Origin of the sequence: Mesorhizobium sp. B264B1B (assembly GCF_020165765.1) — a bacterium.
Taxonomy (GTDB): Bacteria; Pseudomonadota; Alphaproteobacteria; order Rhizobiales; family Rhizobiaceae; genus Mesorhizobium.
Genome location: NZ_JAIUIS010000005.1, coordinates 297,633 through 316,994, shown reverse-complemented (window position 1 = coordinate 316,994; position 19,362 = coordinate 297,633). Strand labels below are relative to the sequence as shown.

Genomic DNA, 19,362 nt, shown 5'->3' with positions numbered 1-19,362 from the left:
GAGGGATCGAATTCGAGTCTTGGAAGCGCATTGCATTGCGGTATCGCACCGGGACCCGTAGACTGAAGTGCTCCAGGCTGATGCGGCCGCATAGTGACGAGGACAGTGGATGAGCGCCGGAGCCTTGACCAGGGATAACGAAGTTCCGAATGCCGACCGGCAGCGATGGCTGGCCCTGGCTGAAAAGGCGCTCGCCGGCACATCTTTCGAGGAAAAACTGGTCTCGCACACCGATGACGGCATCCGCGTGGAACCGCTTTATGAGCGCGCGGCGGCGGCCGAGCCGATCGTGCGCGCCAACCCCGGATCGCCGTGGATCGTCAGCCAGCGCATCGACGATCCCGACATTGGTCGCGCCAAAGCCCAGGCGCTGGAGGACGTCGCGCAGGGCGCGACGGGATTGTCGCTCGTCTTCGAAGGTGCCCCGAACGCCTTCGGCTACGGCCTGCCGAGAACGGCGCAGGCGCTGGAGACGGTTCTGGACGGCATCCCGTTAAACCGCGTCCAGATCCGGATCGACGCCCACCCATGGAGCCGCCCCATGGCCGACTGGCTGGTGGCGTTCCTTGGCAAGCGCCGCTCCGATCCGGCAAAGCTCAACCTCTCCTTCGGGATCGATCCGGCGGCGATCCTGGCCGGAACCGGCCGGTTGCGCATGTCGATCGAGGCGCTGCAGGAATCCATGCCGCAATCGCTGGCACATTTCTTTTCGATGGGCGTGCCCGGCGTGCTGCTCGAGGCGGATGGGCGGGTGTTCCACAATGCCGGCGCCACGGAGGCGCAGGAGCTTGGCATCATGCTCGCTTCGGCCGTCTCCTATCTCAGGATGTTCGAGAAAGCGCGGCAACCGCTCGTCTACGCAGCGCCCCATATCGGGTTTGCGCTGAGCGCCGACCAGGATCAGTTCCTGTCGATGGCCAAGGTCCGGGCCTTGCGCAGGCTGTGGGCTCGCGTCCAGGAAGCCTGCTCGATCCCGACTTCGACGGCCAATATTCACGCCGAGACGTCGTTTCGGATGATGACGGCATTGGACCCGGAGACCAACATCCTGCGCACGACGATCGCCTGCTTCGCCGCGGCGGCGGGCGGAGCCGATTCGATCGCCATCCTGCCGCACACCGTCGCGCATGGCCTGCCGGCGCCTTTCGCACGCCGCGTGGCCCGTAATGCGCAGTTGATCATGGCCAATGAAAGCCACATCGATCAGGTCGCCGATCCCGCCTGCGGCTCCGGTGGCGTCGAAGCGCTCACCGCTGGCCTCTGCGAAGCGGCCTGGTCCGAGTTGCAGGCGATCGAGGCCGAGGGCGGCGTGCTGTCCAGCCTTCAGGACGGACGCATACAGGAACGTGTTCGCACCGCCGCCGCCCAGCGTGCTGCCGCCTTCCGATCCCGCGAGCGCGCCATCGTCGGCGCCACGCTCTATCCGCAGAAAACCGAGCGCGCTGTCGAGACGCTGGCCGCGGAGCGGCGACCTGCGTTCACGGAAGGCATCGTCATGTGCGAGCCGCTGTTTCCGGTCCGCATCGATCAATCGATCGGAGCCGCTTCTTGATTCCGGATTTCAGCCAGGTCGGCTGGGCGCCGCCGCGGCGGGCGCCGGTCGAGATCAAGGGCCAGCGGATGACGCCGGAAGGCCTTGCCGTCAAACATCTGTACAATCAGGGCGACCTCAAGGGGCTGCCGCAACTCGACACGTATCCGGGCATGCCGCCCTTCGTGCGCGGACCCTATCCGACCATGTATGTCCAGCAGCCGTGGACGATCCGGCAATATGCCGGTTTCTCGACGGCGGAAGAGTCCAACGCCTTCTACAGGCGCAATCTTGCCGCCGGCCAGAAAGGCCTGTCGGTCGCCTTCGATCTCGCCACGCACCGCGGCTATGACAGCGATCATCCGCGGGTGGCCGGCGATGTCGGCATGGCGGGTGTGGCCATCGATTCCATCCTCGACATGCGCCAGCTCTTCGACGGCATTCCGCTCGGCGAGATGACGGTGTCGATGACCATGAACGGCGCGGTGCTGCCGATCATGGCGCTCTACATCGTGGCGGCCGAGGAACAAGGGGTTGCGCAGAAGGATCTCGCAGGGACCATTCAGAACGACATTCTGAAGGAGTTCATGGTCCGCAACACCTATATCTATCCGCCGAAGCCCTCGATGCGGATCGTGTCGGACATCTTCTCCTACGCATCCAGGCATATGCCGAAATTCAACTCGATCTCGATCTCCGGCTACCATATGCAGGAGGCCGGCGCGACGGCGGACCTGGAGCTCGCCTATACGATTGCCGACGGAATCGAATATGCCCGCGCCGGCGTCGCGGCCGGGCTCGACATCGACCGCTTCGCCCCGCGCCTGTCCTTCTTCTGGGCTGTTGGCATGAACTTCTTCATGGAAGTCGCCAAGCTCAGGGCGGCGCGGCTTCTGTGGTCGAGCCTGATAATGAAGAATTTTGCGCCGAAGGACGAGCGTTCGCTGTCCTTGCGCACCCACTGCCAGACCTCCGGCTGGTCGCTGACGGCGCAGGATCCCTACAACAACATCATCCGTACGATGATCGAGGCGATGGCCGCCACACAGGGCCATACACAATCGCTGCACACCAATTCCTTCGACGAGGCCATGGCGCTGCCGACGGATCATTCGGCCCGTATCGCCCGCAACACGCAGCTGATCCTGCAAAAGGAATCCGGCACCACGCGCATCATCGATCCGTGGGGCGGTTCGGCTTATCTCGAGAGGCTGACGCATGATCTGGCAGCGCGTGCGCTTGCCCATATCGAGGAGGTCGAGGCGCTCGGCGGCATGGCCGCGGCCACCGAGAAGGGCATTCCCAAGCTGCGCATCGAAGAGGCGGCCGCCCGCACCCAGGCGCGCATCGATTCAGGCGAGCAGGTGCTGGTCGGCGTCAACGCGCACCGGCCCGGTGCGGATATCGAAGTCGACGTCTTGAAGATCGACAATGCCGAGGTAAGAGCCCGGCAGCTATCGAAGCTGCAGCGGCTGAAGGGCACGCGCGACGTCGCGGTGCTCGAGAATGCGCTCGCAGCGCTCTCCCGCGCGGCCGAGAGCGGCGAGAACCTGCTCGAATTCGCCATCCACGCCGCGCGCGCCAATGCGACGGTCGGGGAGATTTCGCTGGCGCTGGAAAAGGTCTTTGGCCGCCACGTCGCGTCGGTGCAGACGATTTCCGGCGTCTACCGCCAGGCGCTCGGCGACAATCCGGCCGTCGACCGGCTGCAGGAGAAGATCGGCGCGTTCGAAAAGAAGACCGGCGGCAAGCCGCGCATCCTGGTCGCCAAAATGGGACAGGACGGACATGACCGCGGCCAGAAGGTGATCGCCACAGCCTTTGCCGACCTCGGCTTCGACGTCACCGTCGGCGCCATGTTCCAGACGCCGGAGGAGATCGCGAAGCTCGCCCACGAGCAGGATGTGCACATTGTCGGCGCGTCGTCGCTGGCGGCGGGACATCTGACGCTGATCCCGGAACTCAGGGATGCGCTGAAGAGGCTCGGCCACAGCGACATGCTGATCGTTGCCGGCGGCGTGATCCCTCCGCAGGACTATGATGCCGTGCTGCAAGCGGGTGCGGCGGAAATCTTCCCGCCCGGTACCGTGATCCCGCAAGCAGCGGAGCGGCTGATCGACCGGCTGCTGGCGTCCTGAGTTATCGGCAACGAGTGTGTCCGGGCCTTCCTCCCATTCGTAAGTTATAATATCTGTTGCAACGGTGCGGCGGTCGAGTTATAATTGACGTTGCAACAGGAGCAATCCAGCATGAACACCACCATTCGCAAGATCGGCAATTCCGAAGGTGTGATCCTGCCCAAGGAGCTACTCGACCGCCTGAATCTCAAAGCCGGTGATCAGCTTCAGGTTCTCGAAACAGACAAGGACATCGTCCTCAAACCGGTCGACGATAGTTTCGAGCGGCAGATGGAAGCTGCTCGCAAGGTCATGGACAAGTACAAGGTCGCGCTTCAGAAGCTCGCCGAATGAACTGGGAGTTCCTGTCGCGCCGCGCGGTGGAGGCGATGCATGCCGAACAATTGCGCCGGCATGGCGGCGCACAAGGTTTGCGGGATGAAAATGCACTTGAATCGGCACTGGCCCGGGCCGAGAACAAGGCTAATTACGGCACTCCGTCGATTGCAGATCTTGCAGCAGCCTATGTCTTCGGCATTGCCAGAAATCATGCCTTTGTCGACGGCAACAAACGCACGGCTATTGTCGCCGCCGGCGCCTTCCTGATCGTCAACGGTCAGGTCCTGACGGCGGACAACGGCACGCTTTATGAATTCGTGATGGCTATCGCCGCCGGCGAGATCGATGAAGCGGGTGCAGTCGCGTTCTTTCGCGACCACATCGTGAAGACCGAGGACTGATGTTGGGGTTCAGCCGCCCGCGCTCAGCTTGACGATTTCCCATTCCTTGCCATTGACGGTGGCGACATCGCCGACCTTCTTGCCAAACAAAGCAATCGCCATTGGCGATACATGGGAAATGCTGCCTTTCGATGGATCAGCCTCGTCCTCGCCGACGATCTTCCAGTGCACCTTCTTGCCGTCGTCGGCTTCGAGCGTGGCGCCCATGCCGAAGCGGATGACGTCGCTCCCGGGCTCGGGCACCGAAAGCTCGGCACTTTCGCGCCGCGCGGTCCAATAGCGCAGGTCGCGAGATACCAGTGCGATGCGCTCGCGGTCTCCCCGCCGCTCGGCTTTGGCCAATATGTCGCGCAGATCGGCCAGATTCTCGTCGATCATTGCCAGGCCACGCTCCGTCACCAAGTTGCGGTGTTGACTGATCGGCCGTTCGCCGACGCCTGCGATGGCGTTTTCGCTGTCTTCCTCGCGGGTAAAGGCTCTGCTCATTCCTTGAACTTATGCCCGCCCTCACGACTTCACAAGTCATTGCCCTCGCCGGGGACGCAGGTGCCTGACTGGCACGAATCCTGCCACTAGATGGGCAAAAGCCAGGACCTGTGCCGATGTTGAACAGACGCAAGCTGCTTGTCCGGACAGCCGGTTTTGCCGTGTTCGGGCTTTCGCTGGGCAAGGCAGCCGCCGCGAGCTTGCCCGGCGTCGAGAAAGCCTCGATGCGCGGATCGATCAACGCCACCGAGCTTGGCGTGCAACCCGGCACCTTTGACGATCAGAGCAAGGCTTTCGCCAAGCTGCTGCGCGAGGCCAGCGATCGCGACATGCCGGTTTTCCTGCAGCCCGGCACCTATGTCGTGTCCAACCTGACGCTGCCCGGCCGGGTGCGCCTCACCGGCGTGCCTGGCGCAACGCGCATCGTCTATGGTGGCGACGGCCACCTGTTCATGGCCGAACAAGCCGATCACATCGAGCTCAGCGGCCTGGTCCTCGACGGCTCAAACCGCTCGATGGGCGACTACGCGCAAGGACTGCTCGATCTGCGCCGCGTGGCGCATCTCATCGTCGATAATTGCCAGATAACCGGCAGCGGCAAGAACGGGCTGGCGCTCGAGCACGCGGCGGGCCGGGTCGAGCGCACGGAAATATCCGGAGCGGCGGACGCCGGCATCTATTCGGTCGAGGCCGCAGGGCTGGCGATCACAGGCAACACCGTCTCCGACTGCGCCAATGGCGGCATCCTCGTGCACCGCTGGCAAGCGGCGGAGGACGGCACCATCGTCACCGGCAACCGGGTCGAACGCATCGCGGCGCGCGGCGGCGGCACTGGCCAGAACGGCAATGGCATCAATGCCTTCCGCGCCGCCAACGTGATCGTCTCCGGCAATATTGTTTCGGACTGCGCATTCTCCGCCATCCGCGCCAACAGCGCCAGCAATCTGCAAGTATCGGGCAACACTTGCATGCGTTCCGGCGAAACGGCGGTCTATTCCGAATTCTCGTTCGAGGGCGCCGTTATCAGCAACAACATCGTCGATGGTGCCGCCAACGGCATCTCGATCGTCAATTTCAACGAAGGCGGACGCATGGGTGTTTGCTCGGGCAACATCGTGCGCAACCTGTCGACATCAGGCCCCTACCCCGCCGACCCGCCGGGATTCGGCGTCGGCATCGGCGTCGAGGCCGACACCACCGTGTCCAACAACGTCATCGAGAATGCGCCGCTCTACGGCATGTCGATCGGCTGGGGACCGTATCTGCGCAACGTCGTGGCCACCGGCAACATCATCCGCAAAGCGGGCACCGGCATCGTCGTCAGCGTGGTCGACGGTGCCGGAACCGCCATCATCTCCGACAATGTCATCGACGGCGCACGCAATGGCGCCATTGTCGGGCAGCGCTGGGCCGATCCGGCCACGGGCGATCTCGCCGCGTCAGCCGATACCGGCTTTCCGCATCTGACCGTCGAGCGCAATCACGTCAGTTGAGAAACGTCTGTCTCAGGCCAGTGCCGCCGTCGGCCTGAGCGCACCGACCGTGGCGCCTATCCGGCTTTCGATGGGTGCATTCGCCATTTCGAGCAGCTTCGCCGCCAAAACCTCGTCCGCACGCAGCAGTCGGGCGATGATTGCGGCCACCATGGATTCGGCGGCCCGGCCGGCACCATCATCGCATTTGAGTGCGATGCCGAGGCCAAGCTCGGGAAGCGCCGCGCAATGGACCCCTTCGGCGCCGCCCTTCGCAAATATTCGGCCAGGCGCCGCCTGCATCAGCGCGAGATCGGCGCGGCCTGTGCCGGCGACGAAGAACGGCTCGGCCATGCAAGCCGACAACAATCGCTTTGCCGCCCTGGCGCGCCCGGGCGCGAAGCCCCTGCCGGTCACCATGCGGGCAAAGCCAAGCGCAAAACTCCTGAGCGGCACCGCGTAGGTCGGGATCGAACAGCCATCGGTTGCGCGTTCGTCGGCGCCGTGGCGAGTTCCTGTCACCGCCTGCAAGGCGTCGCGCACCATTTCCTGCAAGGCGTGATCCGCCCTGACATAGCCGTGGGGCTCGATGCCTGAATGGACGCAGGTGCAAAGAAAGCCGGAATGCTTGCCGGAGCAATTGTTGTGCAAGGCGTTCGGGGAACCGCCGGCGCGGGCGAGTGCGATCGTCGCGTCGTGGCTCGACGGCCAATGCGCGCCGCATTCAAGCGCCGACCCGTCCAGCCCGGCCCTGGCGAGCATCGACCGCGCCAGTTCGACGTGGGCCGGTTCGCCCGAATGAGAGGCGCAGGCCAGCGCCAGTTCGCGGTTGCCGAAGCCGTAGGCATCGGCAGCACCGCTTTCGACCAGAGGCAGCGCCTGGATTGCCTTGACCGCGGAGCGCGGAAACACCGGCCTCGATGTGTCGCCGATCTCGAGAACCGGCCTGCCATCGGCGTCGAAAACCGCGACCGCGCCTCGGTGCGCGCTCTCGACGATGGCGCCACGCAGAACTTCGATCAGAACCGGATTTGTCATGTTGCCCCCGCGGATGCGGGTCGCTTTTACCGAATCCGATCGAGAATGGAAACGTAGTTCGCGACCGCCGCGCCGCCCATGTTGAAGATGCCGCCAAGCTTGGCGTTGGGCACCTGGATGCCGCCGGCCTCACCGACGAGCTGCATGGCGCTCAGCACATGCATCGACACGCCGGTGGCGCCGATCGGATGACCCTTCGCCTTCAGGCCGCCGGACGGGTTGACCGGCAGCCGTCCGTCCTTTGCGGTCGTGCCGTCCAGCGCCAGCCTCGCGCCCTCCCCGGGTTTCGCCAGGCCCATGGCTTCATATTCGATCAATTCGGCGATGGTGAAGCAGTCATGCGTCTCGACGAAGGAGAGATCATCAAGCGTCACGCCGGCATTCCTGAGCGCCCGGCTCCAGGCCTGCTCGCAGCCTTCGAAGATCAGGATGTCGCGCTTCGACATCGGCAGGAAATCCTGCACGTGCTCGTTGGCGCGGAAGGTGACGGCGCGGCGCATCTTCAGTGCCGTCGCTGTGTCGGTGAGGACGAGAGCGGCGGCACCGTCGGAGACAAGCGAGCAGTCGGTGCGCTTCAGCGGGCCAGCGACGAAGGGGTTCTTCTCGCTCTCCTGGCGGCAGAATTCGTAGCCGAAATCCTTGCGCATCTGCGCATAGGGATTGTCGACGCCGTTCTTGTGATTCTTGGAGGCGATCATGGCAAGCGCATCCGACTGGTCGCCGTAGCGCTGGAAATAGGCTTGTGCGATCTTGCCGAAGACGCCGGCAAAGCCGGCCGGCGTGTCGCCATCCTCGGGCAAATAGGAGGCTTTCAGCAGGTTCCTGCCGATCTCGGGGCCGGGCGTCGTCGTCATCTGCTCGGCGCCGACCACCAGCACGATGCGGGCGGCATTGGCATCGATGGCGCGGATGCCTTGCCGGACAGCGGCCGAACCGGTGGCGCAGGCGTTCTCGACGCGCGTCGCCGGCTTGAAGCGCAGCCGGTCGTCGGCCTGGAGGACAAGGCTGGCGGTGAAATCCTGTGCGGAAAAGCCGGCGTTGAAATGTCCGAGCACAATCTCGTCGACGTCGTCCGGGCCAATGCCGGCATGGTCGAGCGCCTCGGTTGCCACTTTGACGATCAGGCTCTCCAGCGTTTCGCCTTCAAGCTTGCCGAAGCGCGAATGCGCCCAGCCGACGATGCATGCGGTCATGGCAACCTCCATTTGCCGCGGATCCTAACACGTCATATCGCGGCCTGAGTACTTAATATTGTTCAATAGTGAACCGTTTTCCAATCTGCGGGATGAGCCAGAGCCGACAATCGGTTGTTGTTCGGGCTGGATTTTTGTTGATTGACCCGTCAATAAAAAATAATCTTCGCCGAAACAATGGGAACGGCATGCCGAAAGTCGGAATGGAGCCACTGCGCCGTAAAGCGCTCATCGACGCGACGATCTCGGCGATCGGCGAGCGCGGCTCGCTCGACGTAACGATGTCTGAGATCGCCGGGCGCGCCGGCGTGTCGTCGGCGCTGGCCCATCACTATTTCGGTGCCAAGGATGAGCTGCTGTTCGCGACGATGCGGCATATCCTGGCCGAACTGACCACGGACATGCGGCGCGCGCTTCAATCCACCGGTTCCCCACGCGAACGCGTCTCCGTGGTGGTGGCCGTCAATTTCTCCGAGATCCAGTTCCGGGCCGAAACGATCGCCGCTTGGCTCGCCTTCTATGTCGAGGCGCAGAAATCGGCTGCGTTGCGCCGGCTGCTCAGGATTTATGCGCGGCGGCTGCATTCGAACCTGATGAGCGGGCTGGCCGGCATCCTGTCCCGAGCAGAGGCCGACCGCGTCGCCGAAGCGACGGCGGCGATGATCGACGGGCTCTACATCCGGCGCGCGCTCAAGGACGGCGTGCCCGATGCCGCGACCGCGATCGCATTGGTCGAAGACTATCTCGAAACGAAACTCAGCGGACGGCAGACGCAGTGACACGCAAGCACCCTAACTTCCTGATCGTCATGGTCGATCAGCTCAACGGAACTTTCTTTCCGGACGGGCCGGCTGACTTCCTGCACGCGCCGCATCTGAAGGCGTTGGCCGCCCGCTCAGCGCGCTTCCGCAACAATTACACCGGCTCGCCGCTCTGTGCGCCGGGCCGTGCCTCGTTCATGAGCGGCCAGTTGCCGTCGCGCACCGGAGTCTATGACAACGCCGCCGAGTTCGCCTCGTCGATCCCGACCTTCGCTCATCATCTGCGCGCCGCCGGCTACCATACTTGCCTGTCGGGCAAGATGCACTTCGTCGGGCCGGACCAGTTGCACGGCTTCGAGGAACGGCTGACCACGGACATCTACCCCGCCGATTTCGGTTGGACGCCGGATTATCGTAAGCCCGGCGAGCGCATCGACTGGTGGTATCACAATCTGGGTTCGGTGACCGGGGCCGGCATTGCGGAAACCACCAACCAGATGGAATATGACGACGAGGTCGTGTTCCTCGCCACGCAGAAGCTCTACCAGCTTTCGCGGGAGCAGGATGATGAGGAGCGCCGGCCCTGGTGCCTGACCGTTTCGCTGTCACATCCGCACGACCCCTATGTCGCGCGCAAGCAGTACTGGGATCTCTACGAAAATTGCCAGGCGCTCGACCCGGAAACCAATTTCATTGCGTATGACGAACAGGATACGCATTCGCAGCGGCTGTATGTCGCCAGCGATTATCCGTCGTTCCAGATCACCCCTGAGCAGGTGCGCCGTTCGCGGCGTGGCTATTTCGCCAATATTTCCTATGTCGACGACAAGCTCGGCGAGCTCCTGGACGTCCTCAAGCGGACGCGCATGCTTGGCGACACCACCATCCTGTTCTGCTCCGACCATGGCGACATGCTCGGCGAGCGCGGCCTGTGGTTCAAGATGAGCTTCTTCGAGGGCTCGGCGCGGGTGCCGCTGATGATTGCCGGCAGGGGCGTTGCGGCCGGGCTGATCGAAGCGCCGGTTTCCAATCTCGACGTGACGCCGACGCTTTGCGAACTCGCTGGCATCGACATCGATGCCGTCTCGCCATGGACCGATGGCCAATCGCTGCTGCCTCTGATCGACGGTGAGCGGCGCAGCGCGCCTGTGCTGATGGAATATGCGGCTGAGGGTTCATACGCGCCTCTGGTGGCTATCCGCGAGGGCCGATACAAGTTCGTCCATTGCGAGCTCGATGCGCCGCAACTGTTCGATCTCCAATCCGATCCGCTGGAGCGGGAAAACCTCGCGGCCGATCCGGCCAACGAACCGCTGGTCGCGGCGTTCATGGACAAGGTGCGGGCGCGCTGGGACATGGCCGCTTTCGACGCTGCGGTGCGCGAAAGCCAGGCGCGCCGCTGGGTCGTCTATCGGGCGCTGCGCAACGGCGCCTACTACCCCTGGGATTTCCAGCCGCTGCAGAAAGCGTCCGAGCGCTACATGCGCAACCACATGAACCTCGACACTCTCGAGGAGAGCAAGCGGTATCCTCGAGGCGAATGATGACTACGCTTGTCCCCTCACTCGACCACCTGAAGCAAGCCTATGCGGTCACCGCCAAGGCGACGCAGATCACGCCGCTGCTGGAATCGGCGGCGCTCGCCAGGGAAACCGGCGCCGCTCGCGTCTTCGTCAAGGCGGAATCGCTGCAATGGGCGGGATCGTTCAAGGTTCGGGGCGCCTATTGGCGGCTGAAGCGGCTGTCGCCCGACGAAGCCAAGAAGGGCGTCGTCGCTTATTCTTCCGGCAATTTCGCGCAAGGACTGGCGGCTGCGGGCCAGGCGCTCGGCATTCCCGTCACCATCGTCATGCCGATCGACGCTCCGGCCGCCAAGCGCGACGCCACAGCAGGCTACGGCGCGCGCGTGGTGCTTACCGATCACGGCGAGCGCGCGCGTGAGGAAGTCGCCGCCGCCAAGGCGCGCGAGATCGCCGAGACCGAAGGGCTGACATTGCTGCATCCCTTCGACGATCCGGAAATCGTCGCCGGCCAGGCAGGTGCCGGGCTGGAGGCGCTGGAGCAGCTTTCTGCCAAGGGCGCGAAGGCGGACGTGCTGTTCTGCTCGGTCGGCGGCGGCGGCCTGATCGGCGGCGTTTCGCTCGCTTTCCACTACCTGTCGCCGGCCACGGAAATCATCGGCGTCGAGCCCGAAGGTTTCAACGGCATGGGCGCCTCGCTGGCGCATGGCAGCATCGAGACCATGCCGCTCGCCCCGAATTCGATCTGTGACGGGCTGATGTCGCGGCGGCCCGGCGACGCGCCGTTCGCGGCGGTCAGAACCGCCGGCGTTCGCGGCATCACTGTCGACGACGCCTTGGTGCGGCGGGCAATGAAAATCGCCTTCGAGCGGATGAAGCTGGTGCTTGAGCCGTCCGGAGCTGCCTCGCTGGCGGCACTGCTCGGCGGCAAGGTGGATGTGGCCGGCAAGACCGTCCTTGTGGTGGCTACCGGCGGCAATGTCTCGCTCGCCGATTTCATCACGCATATGAACGATGGGCGCATATGAACAATGCTTGAAGCGGATTTCGTCATCATCGGCTCCGGCTCCGCCGGCTCGGCCATGGCCTATCGCCTGTCGGAGGATGGCAAGCACTCGGTCATCGTTATCGAATTCGGCGGCTCCGATATCGGGCCGCTGATCCAGATGCCATCGGCGCTGTCGATCCCGCTCAATATGAGCCTCTACGACTGGGGTTTTGCCAGCGAGCCCGAGCCGCATCTCGGCGGCCGCGTGCTGGCGACGCCGCGCGGCAAGGTGATCGGAGGCTCGTCCTCGATCAACGGCATGGTCTATGTGCGCGGCCACGCCCGCGACTTCGACCACTGGGCCGAACAGGGAGCCGCCGGCTGGGGTTTCGCCGACGTGCTTCCCTATTTCAAGCGCATGGAAGATGCGGAGGGCGGCGAGGACGGCTGGCGGGGCCGTGGTGGGCCGCTGCACGTGCGGCGCGGCACGCGGAAAAACCCGCTCTATGGCGCCTTCGTCGAGGCGGGCCGCCAAGCCGGCTTCGAACTGACCGACGACTATAACGGCTCCAGGCAAGAGGGGTTCGGCCCGATGGAGCAGACCATTTTCGGCGGCCGCCGCTGGTCGGCGGCATCAGCCTATCTGAAGCCGGCGCTCGGGCGCAAAAACGTAAGCTTGGTCAAGGGCTTTGCGCGACGGGTGATCATCGAGAATCAACGCGCCATCGGCGTCGAGATCGAAGCTCGCAAACAGATTCAGGTCGTTAAGGCGCGACGTGAGGTGATCGTCGCGGCATCGTCGATCAACTCGCCGAAAATCCTGATGCTGTCGGGAATCGGGCCTGCAGAGCATCTCAGGGAAAACGGCATCGCGGTGGTAGCCGATAGACCCGGCGTCGGCCGCAACCTGCAGGACCATCTGGAACTCTATATCCAGCAGGAATCGACAAAGCCGATCACGCTGAATTCGGTGCTCAATCCGTTCTCCAAGGCGATGATCGGGGCGCAGTGGCTGTTCTTCAAGACCGGCCTTGGCGCCACCAATCATTTCGAGGCGGCTGCCTTCGTGCGCTCGCGCGCCGGCGTCGACTATCCTGATATCCAGTACCACTTCATCCCGGCGGCGGTGCGCTATGACGGCAAGGCGGCGGCGAAGTCGCATGGTTTTCAGGCGCATGTCGGGCCAATGCGCTCGAAGTCGCGCGGCTCGGTGACGCTGCGCTCGCCGGATCCGAATTCGAAACCGGTGATCCACTTCAACTACATGTCGCATCCCGACGACTGGAGCGAGTTCCGCCACTGCATCAGGCTGACGCGCGAGATTTTCGGCCAGAAGGCCTTCGACGGCTTCCGCGGCCAGGAAATTTCGCCCGGCAGCCACGTGCAATCGGACGACGACCTCGACATCTTCATCAGGGATCACGCCGAAAGCGCCTATCATCCCTGCGGCACCTGCCGGATGGGCCGCGCCGACGAGGTCACGAGCGTCGTCGATCCGGAATGCCGCGTGATCGGCGTCGAGGGCCTGCGGGTAGCCGATTCCTCTATCTTCCCGCGCGTCACCAACGGCAACCTCAACGCGCCGTCGATCATGACTGGCGAGAAGGCTTCCGACCACATTCTCGGCCGCACGCCGCTGGCGCCTTCCAACCAGGAACCATGGATCAATCCCCGCTGGCAGGCGTCCGACAGATAGAGCATGATCGTGCAACCGCACGATCGGCATGCCGCTAAGACGATTTGGAGAAGCCCATGCGCGCCCAGCCAACGGCATCGCACTATGTCAACGGACGCTACATAGACGACGAGCAAGGCGCGCCACTGCCGGTCATCTATCCGGCAACCGGCGAGACCATCGCCCTGCTGCGCTCGGCGACGCCGAACGTGCTGGAACTCGCCATCGAGGCTGCGCGTGCCGCGCAACCGGCTTGGGCGCGGCTGAAGCCGGTGGAGCGCGGCCGCATCCTGCGCCGCGCCGCCGACATCTTGCGCGCCCGCAACGCCGATCTTGCCCGCCTCGAGACGCTCGACACCGGTAAGGCGATTCAGGAAACGCTGGTGGCGGATGCGCCATCGGCCGCGGATTGCCTGGAATATTTCGGCGGCGCGGTTGCAGCTTACAATGGCGAGGCTGTCGATCTGGGCGGGCCCTTCGCCTACACGCGGCGCGAGGCGCTCGGCGTTTGCGTCGGCATAGGCGCCTGGAACTACCCGATCCAGATCGCCGGCTGGAAATCCGCGCCCGCGCTCGCTATTGGCAACGCCATGGTGTTCAAACCATCGGAAAACACGCCATTGTCGGCCTTGGCCCTGGCCGAGATCTACAGCGAGGCAGGCCTGCCCGACGGGCTGTTCAACGTCGTGCAAGGCTATGGCGATGTCGGCGCCAGCCTGGTCAGCCACGATGTCGTGGCCAAGGTGTCGGTGACCGGCTCGGTGCCGACCGGCCGCAAGGTGCTGTCGCTCGCCGGCTCGAAGATGAAGCACGCGACGATGGAACTCGGCGGCAAGTCGCCGCTGATCGTCTTCGACGACGCCGATCTCGAGAATGCCATCGGCGGCGCCATGCTCGGCAATTTCTATTCGACGGGGCAGATCTGCTCCAACGGCACGCGCGTCTTCGTTCAGAAGGGCATCCATGACCGCTTCGTCGACCGGCTCGTCGAGCGAACCAAGAAGATCCGCATCGGCGATCCGCTCGATGGCGAAACCCAGATGGGGCCGCTGGTCAGCAAGGCACAGCAGGAGAAGGTCGTCTCCTACATCGCGGCGGGCAAGCAAGAAGGCGCCACGCTCGCCTGCGGCGGCAACGTGCCCTCGCTGCAAGGTTTTGAAGGCGGCTTCTTCGTCGAGCCGACGGTGTTCACCGGGGTGAGCGACAGCATGCGCATCGCGCGCGAAGAAATCTTTGGGCCTGTCATGAGCGTGCTGAAATTCGACGGCGAGGACGAGGTGGTCGAGCGCGCCAACGACACTGAGTTCGGTCTCGCGGCCGGCGTGTTCACGCGCGACCTGTCGCGCGCCCACCGCGTCATCGCCGAGCTGCAGGCCGGCACGTGCTGGATCAACGCCTACAACCTGACCCCGGTCGAAATCCCCTTCGGCGGTGTCAAGCAATCCGGCATCGGGCGAGAAAATTCACTGGCCGCGCTGGCGCTCTATTCGCAGATGAAGGCGGTTTATGTCGAGACCGGGGATGTGGTCAGCCCGTATTGAGCAAAATGTCGTCGGGACAGCGCCTCTTTCTCAGCCGCCCTTCTCGGCAGTCCCATCCAGATACTGCGTCAGCGCGCACACGAGATGATAAAAAATGCTGGCCGGCACATCTGATGCCCGCGAGCGGCCGCGCTCGTCGACGCGGTCGATCCACAGACCCAGCGGCGCCGGGTCGATGTGCCAGCGGAACAGCCGGCCTACGCGTTCCTCGATCTCCGGCTTGAGATCGGGTCCGCCAGAACCGTCCAACGCAATCGCCGCCTTGACCGCTTCGGCCTGTGGCCAACTACGCGAGACCAGGTCCAGCGGCAGACCCTGCCGGGAGACGGCGCCATAGGCAAGGCCTGTGGCGCGGTTGAGGCCATTGGCGATGGCCGAGGCATAGAGTTTCCTGGCGAAGCCACTCAGTTCGGCCTGGCCGCTACGAGCGGCGAAATCGACAAGCAGCGCGGCCCATTCGAAATGATGGCCGGGCTCGGTCCAGGTACCCTTCTCGCCCGCCACGGGCCTCCAGCCGGCGTCGAAATATTCACCCAGCGTCCAGCTTTCGGGATCGAAGAAGTGGTTGCGGAACAGGTCGATGATGCGTGCCGCGCGGCGCAGATAAGCGCGCTCGCCTGTCGCCTGGTGCCAGGCGAGGAAGGCTTCCAAAAAATGCATGTGCGGATTGGAGCGCCGCTCGCCCTGCCCGTCCGAGGTTTCGAGAAAGCCGGTCATGCGGCTATCCTCGAGATGGGCATCGAGGAAGGCGAAGGTCTCTTCGCCGAGCCGCAGCGCATCCGGATGGCCCGACATGTGGGCATGCGCCAGCGCCAGAAGCACGCAGGAATGATCGTAGGCGTCCTCGACCGGGTCGGCGACCGAACCGTCGATGTCGAGGGTACGCACCCAGCCGCCCCTTGCCGTTCGGCCGCTTCCGGCCATGAAGTCGATGCCGTGGGCGATGAGCCGGTCGGCCGGGCCGTCCCAGCCGCGTTGCTTGGCGACCGCAAAGGCGTAGACCTGGCGGGCCTGCGTGCGCATGCGCTTGGGCTTCATCAGCGGCGTGGCGTCGAAGCCAAGAGCCTCGTGGAATCCGCCATAGCGTTCGTCGACGCCTGATGTCGACCACAGCGGAAGCGTCTCCTGAAACAGCCAGTGATGGACGCGGCGACGCCAAGCGCCGCTTTCGATGACCCGGTCGTGGGCAGGCGTGAAGCGGGTTTCCAACCGGCCGGATTTTTCGAGCTGCTCGACGATCTTCTTGACGTGCTGGCTATGGCTGACCGGGGCGACGAAGGTAGCGTCCGATGTCGAGACGATGGCGACATCTCTCATGCCGATGGCCGACAGCAGCCGGCCATCGCTGCGAATGTAGGAATTCTCGCAATCGATGGCGACGACGTCGCCGGCGATGACATTGCCTTGGCTATCGGCAGGCCCGACATCGAGCAGCGACTGCCAGGAGCCGAGATCGTTCCAGCGAAAGCTGGCCGGCACCATGGCGATGTCCTTTGCCCGCTCCATGATGGCATAGTCGATCGAGACCGAAGGAATGGCGCCGTAGAGGTCCAGCGGCATGTAGAAGCCGGAAAGGTCCGATGTCGCAGCCTTGTAGGCAGCTTCGGTCGCCTGCCAGATCTTCGGCTCGAAAGCTGCGAAAGCATCACGCATGGCGCCGGCGCGAAACAGGAAGATGCCGGTGTTCCAGTGGAAATTGCCGGCTTCGAGATAGGCCTGGGCGGTGGCAAGGTCCGGCTTTTCGACGAAGCGCGAGACATCGAACACGCCTGCTCTTTCGGCGGCGACTTCGATGTAGCCATAGCCGGTCTCCGGCTGTGTCGGCTTGAGGCCGAACACCACCAGCCGCCCGGCGCTGGCAGCGGCGGTGCCCGCCTCGACGCTCTGCCAGAATTGCCGCGCGGTCGAAATCTCGTGATCGGACGGCACCACCAGCACCAGTTCGTCACCGAATTCGGCGAGCGTGCGCAGGCTTGCCAGCGCCACCGCCGCGGCGGTGTTGCGGCCGGTAGGTTCGAACAGCGGCCCACCGCCGGCAAGGTTTATGCCGGCGAGATCGGCATGGACGCGCTCGGCATGGCGTTCGGAAGCGATCATGAAGATGGGCGTATCGCCGCTGGGCCGTGACGCCAGCCGGCGCAAGGTCTTTGCCAGCATCGAGCCGTCGCCCGAAAGGTCGTGGAACTGCTTGGGATTGTCCTCGCGCGACAGCGGCCAGAGCCGCGAGCCGACGCCGCCGCTCATGACGAAACTGACGATGCGCTGGCTCATGATGCCCTTGTCAAAAGATCTGCTTGTAGGCGCCGACTTCCGGACTACGGCGCAGCACCGCGTCGAACGTCTGCCGGCGCCGCTGCGACGATACCGGGCTCTCCACCACCACGACAAGCTCCGGCAATCCGAAACTGTTGGGCCGTGCTTCGCCAACGATCCTGAGGGTCAAGACTGGAAATCTCCGGGCGGCTGGAAACACAAATCGCGCAAACGTTTGCCGAGGAGTGCCCTACCACGGAAGCCTTTAAGCGGCGTTTATTCGAGGCGCTGAAACAGGCTCGCGAAGAAAGCTGGCGAAATGCGACAGAAGTGCTGCCATTGACGCTTGCAGGAACCAGATGCGGCGGCTATAAGCCCGCGTCTGGTCACGGAGTGTAGCGCAGCCTGGTAGCGCACCTCGTTCGGGACGAGGGGGTCGCAGGTTCAAATCCTGCCACTCCGACCAGAAAAACAAAGCGATACGCGTGTTTGTTGTTCCCGCTGCAGCGGCTCGATGTTTGATCGTCGCCTGCTCCAATTCATCGCTTTACGCAATTCCGGCTCCAATTCATCGCTTTACGCAATTCCGGACGGAAAAACCGCTGCGCAGTTTTCCTGGAATTGGTTTAGCTGACGCGTTCTATGAGTTCGATTGCCGCTTTGGTGACGTCGGCGGCGTCAAGCCGTTGAACGCAATAAACGCCCCCTGCATTGCCCACCTTGCAGAGGCCCGGCGCTATGCACTTGCATGGCATCGGAGGCTGCAGCGTACGGTTAGGAACGCCAAGAGGCCCCCAGATGTCAGGTTGGGTCAGACCGAACAGGCCAACGACGGGCGTTTTCATGGCCGCGGCCAGGTGCATGGGTCCGCTTTCGTTGCCCAGGAAGATCAGGGCCTCGCCCAGCAGGGGCAAAAGGGTGGTCAGGGGTGCCTGGCCAACGAGATTCACGATCGGCGATGTTGCCGCATCCAACACCTTGCCTGCGATACCTGCCTCGTCCGGGCCGCCAACGATGACCGCCCGGAGACCCTTTCGACGGTAAATCTCTCCCAGGACCGATGCGAAACGGTCAGGCTGCCAGCAACGGCCTGGGAAACTGGCGCCGGCATGGACGGCGACAAACGACTTCGTTTCCAATTCGTGTCGGGCAAGCAGCTGCTTTGCCTGACGCGAACCGGATTCGGTTGGCTTGAGGGACGGAATAGGATCGGTCACAGGAATGCCAAGGGCAAACAGCGGCGACAGGTACCGATGCAGATAATGCTCGCCGCCATGGCCGTATGTGGCGGCAAAGATGTTGGCGCTTTGGCGCTCCCAGAATTTCAGGGGCTGCTCCGATGGAACATAGCCTACGCGAAAAGGCGCCTTGACGAAGCGCATCACAAGCCGTGATGTCTTGGAGTCCGACAGATCGATGATAAGATCATAATCCGACTTCCTCAGATCGTGCAGGAGCCTGGTCATTCCGGACATGCGCTCGAAAGGGGAGCCGCGCATTTTGCCGCGATCGAGCGAAACCACGCTGTCGGCGATGCCTTGCTCCAGAACGAATTTCGCCAGCGCCGCCTGGCATAGCATGGTGATCGTCGCGTTCGGAAACTCTGCCCGCAGATGCCTGACCAGAACCGAAGTTAGAACAACATCCCCGATAAACTTCGTCTGATTTATGAGTATTGATTGTACGTTGCCAGCCTTCGGCAGCGCCTTTGCCGGCTCTTTTGAATTCTTGATCCAACTTTTCATGGAATGACTATTCCATTTCAGCCAAAAAGAATCCAAAATTTTCGACAAACGATCGATGTAGGCAATAGCCGCGCAATGACAAGCTCGTTCTGTCCGCTGATATAGGATATCGCCTCAGCCATCAACCAACCAGGAATATTTGTCAACGCAGATGGGGCTCGCAGGCTCTCTTTCAAGGGTTCCGCCGAGGTCGAACTCGTGTCCGTCGTGAATGTGAATGACCCCGGTTCGTTTCGGCGTACGCACGCATGCGGACATATCGGAGGGTGGCCATGGTCGCTTACGCTGGAGTAAGGTCGTGG

At 63.5% G+C, this 19,362-nt stretch carries 16 protein-coding genes and 1 tRNA gene; 11 read left to right on the top strand and 6 right to left on the bottom strand.

The window, feature by feature from the left end; genetic code table 11:
- Positions 1–109: 109 nt before the first annotated feature.
- The 4 genes from LB547_RS13035 to LB547_RS13020 all read left to right on the top strand — a co-directional run bounded on the left by LB547_RS13035 (position 110) and on the right by LB547_RS13020 (position 4,388).
- Positions 110–1,552, top strand: a complete 1,443-nt coding sequence (locus tag LB547_RS13035) for a methylmalonyl-CoA mutase subunit beta (RefSeq protein ID WP_140762588.1) — start codon at positions 110–112, stop codon at positions 1,550–1,552.
- A complete protein-coding gene (gene scpA / locus LB547_RS13030) occupies positions 1,549–3,669 on the top strand; it encodes a methylmalonyl-CoA mutase (RefSeq protein ID WP_140762592.1) in 2,121 nt (706 codons plus the stop codon). Before LB547_RS13035 ends, scpA begins: the two co-directional genes overlap by 4 nt.
- 111 nt (positions 3,670–3,780) lie before the next feature.
- Positions 3,781–4,002 (top strand): AbrB/MazE/SpoVT family DNA-binding domain-containing protein, encoded by a 222-nt coding sequence (locus LB547_RS13025; RefSeq protein ID WP_140494768.1) that lies wholly within the window; start codon positions 3,781–3,783, stop codon positions 4,000–4,002.
- The gene (locus tag LB547_RS13020; RefSeq protein ID WP_140517949.1) at positions 3,999–4,388 is read left to right on the top strand and encodes a type II toxin-antitoxin system death-on-curing family toxin; all 390 of its coding nucleotides are present in this window, start codon (positions 3,999–4,001) and stop codon (positions 4,386–4,388) included. Before LB547_RS13025 ends, LB547_RS13020 begins: the two co-directional genes overlap by 4 nt.
- Before the next feature lie 9 nt (positions 4,389–4,397).
- Here the strand turns inward: LB547_RS13020 and greA are convergent, their stop codons facing one another.
- Positions 4,398–4,874, bottom strand: coding sequence for a transcription elongation factor GreA (gene greA, locus LB547_RS13015; RefSeq protein WP_140494772.1), 477 nt, complete (start codon positions 4,872–4,874; stop codon positions 4,398–4,400).
- A 116-nt stretch (positions 4,875–4,990) separates the two neighbouring features.
- Between greA and LB547_RS13010 the strand changes: the two genes are divergently transcribed.
- On the top strand, positions 4,991–6,367 hold the full coding sequence (locus LB547_RS13010) for a TIGR03808 family TAT-translocated repetitive protein (protein ID WP_140517948.1): 1,377 nt from the start codon (positions 4,991–4,993) through the stop codon (positions 6,365–6,367).
- Positions 6,368–6,379: 12 nt separating this feature from the next.
- On the opposite strand, the gene LB547_RS13005 is transcribed toward LB547_RS13010, so the two are convergent.
- Positions 6,380–7,384: an asparaginase gene (locus LB547_RS13005; RefSeq protein WP_140624501.1), complete on the bottom strand. Its 1,005-nt coding sequence runs from the start codon at positions 7,382–7,384 to the stop codon at positions 6,380–6,382.
- Between the two features lie 26 nt (positions 7,385–7,410).
- Entirely contained in the window at positions 7,411–8,577 is a 1,167-nt protein-coding gene (locus tag LB547_RS13000; protein ID WP_140762595.1) for an acetyl-CoA acetyltransferase, read from the bottom strand.
- Between the two features lie 188 nt (positions 8,578–8,765).
- On the opposite strand from LB547_RS13000, the gene betI reads away from it, so the two are divergent.
- Genes betI through betB form a run of 5 tightly spaced genes read left to right on the top strand, consistent with a single transcriptional unit; the run spans position 8,766 to position 15,062 of the window.
- Entirely contained in the window at positions 8,766–9,356 is a 591-nt protein-coding gene (gene betI, locus LB547_RS12995) for a choline-responsive transcriptional repressor BetI (RefSeq protein ID WP_140624499.1), read from the top strand.
- Positions 9,353–10,882 carry a choline-sulfatase gene (gene betC, locus LB547_RS12990; RefSeq protein ID WP_140762598.1) on the top strand — a complete coding sequence of 510 codons (1,530 nt, stop codon included), beginning with the start codon at positions 9,353–9,355 and terminating at the stop codon, positions 10,880–10,882. The genes betI and betC overlap by 4 nt, the downstream gene beginning before the upstream one ends.
- Complete coding sequence (locus tag LB547_RS12985) at positions 10,879–11,886, top strand: threonine/serine dehydratase (protein WP_140520747.1); 1,008 nt, start codon at positions 10,879–10,881, stop codon at positions 11,884–11,886. The genes betC and LB547_RS12985 overlap by 4 nt, the downstream gene beginning before the upstream one ends.
- A gap of 3 nt (positions 11,887–11,889) precedes the next feature.
- On the top strand, positions 11,890–13,542 hold the full coding sequence (gene betA / locus LB547_RS12980; RefSeq protein WP_140649132.1) for a choline dehydrogenase: 1,653 nt from the start codon (positions 11,890–11,892) through the stop codon (positions 13,540–13,542).
- 56 nt (positions 13,543–13,598) lie between these two features.
- Positions 13,599–15,062, top strand: coding sequence for a betaine-aldehyde dehydrogenase (betB, locus tag LB547_RS12975; RefSeq protein WP_140762601.1), 1,464 nt, complete (start codon positions 13,599–13,601; stop codon positions 15,060–15,062).
- A 30-nt stretch (positions 15,063–15,092) separates the two neighbouring features.
- Here the strand turns inward: betB and LB547_RS12970 are convergent, their stop codons facing one another.
- Both LB547_RS12970 and LB547_RS12965 read right to left on the bottom strand, forming a co-directional pair.
- Positions 15,093–17,333 (bottom strand): AGE family epimerase/isomerase, encoded by a 2,241-nt coding sequence (locus LB547_RS12970; protein ID WP_140762604.1) that lies wholly within the window; start codon positions 17,331–17,333, stop codon positions 15,093–15,095.
- Positions 17,334–17,343: 10 nt separating this feature from the next.
- Complete coding sequence (locus tag LB547_RS12965) at positions 17,344–17,505, bottom strand: hypothetical protein (RefSeq protein ID WP_181178013.1); 162 nt, start codon at positions 17,503–17,505, stop codon at positions 17,344–17,346.
- Positions 17,506–17,704: 199 nt separating this feature from the next.
- Here LB547_RS12965 and LB547_RS12960 point away from each other — a divergent pair.
- Positions 17,705–17,781: transfer RNA gene (locus LB547_RS12960), tRNA-Pro, on the top strand.
- Positions 17,782–17,941: 160 nt separating this feature from the next.
- On the opposite strand, the gene LB547_RS12955 is transcribed toward LB547_RS12960, so the two are convergent.
- Positions 17,942–19,060, bottom strand: coding sequence for a glycosyltransferase family 9 protein (locus LB547_RS12955; protein WP_140520751.1), 1,119 nt, complete (start codon positions 19,058–19,060; stop codon positions 17,942–17,944).
- Positions 19,061–19,362 lie beyond the last annotated feature (302 nt).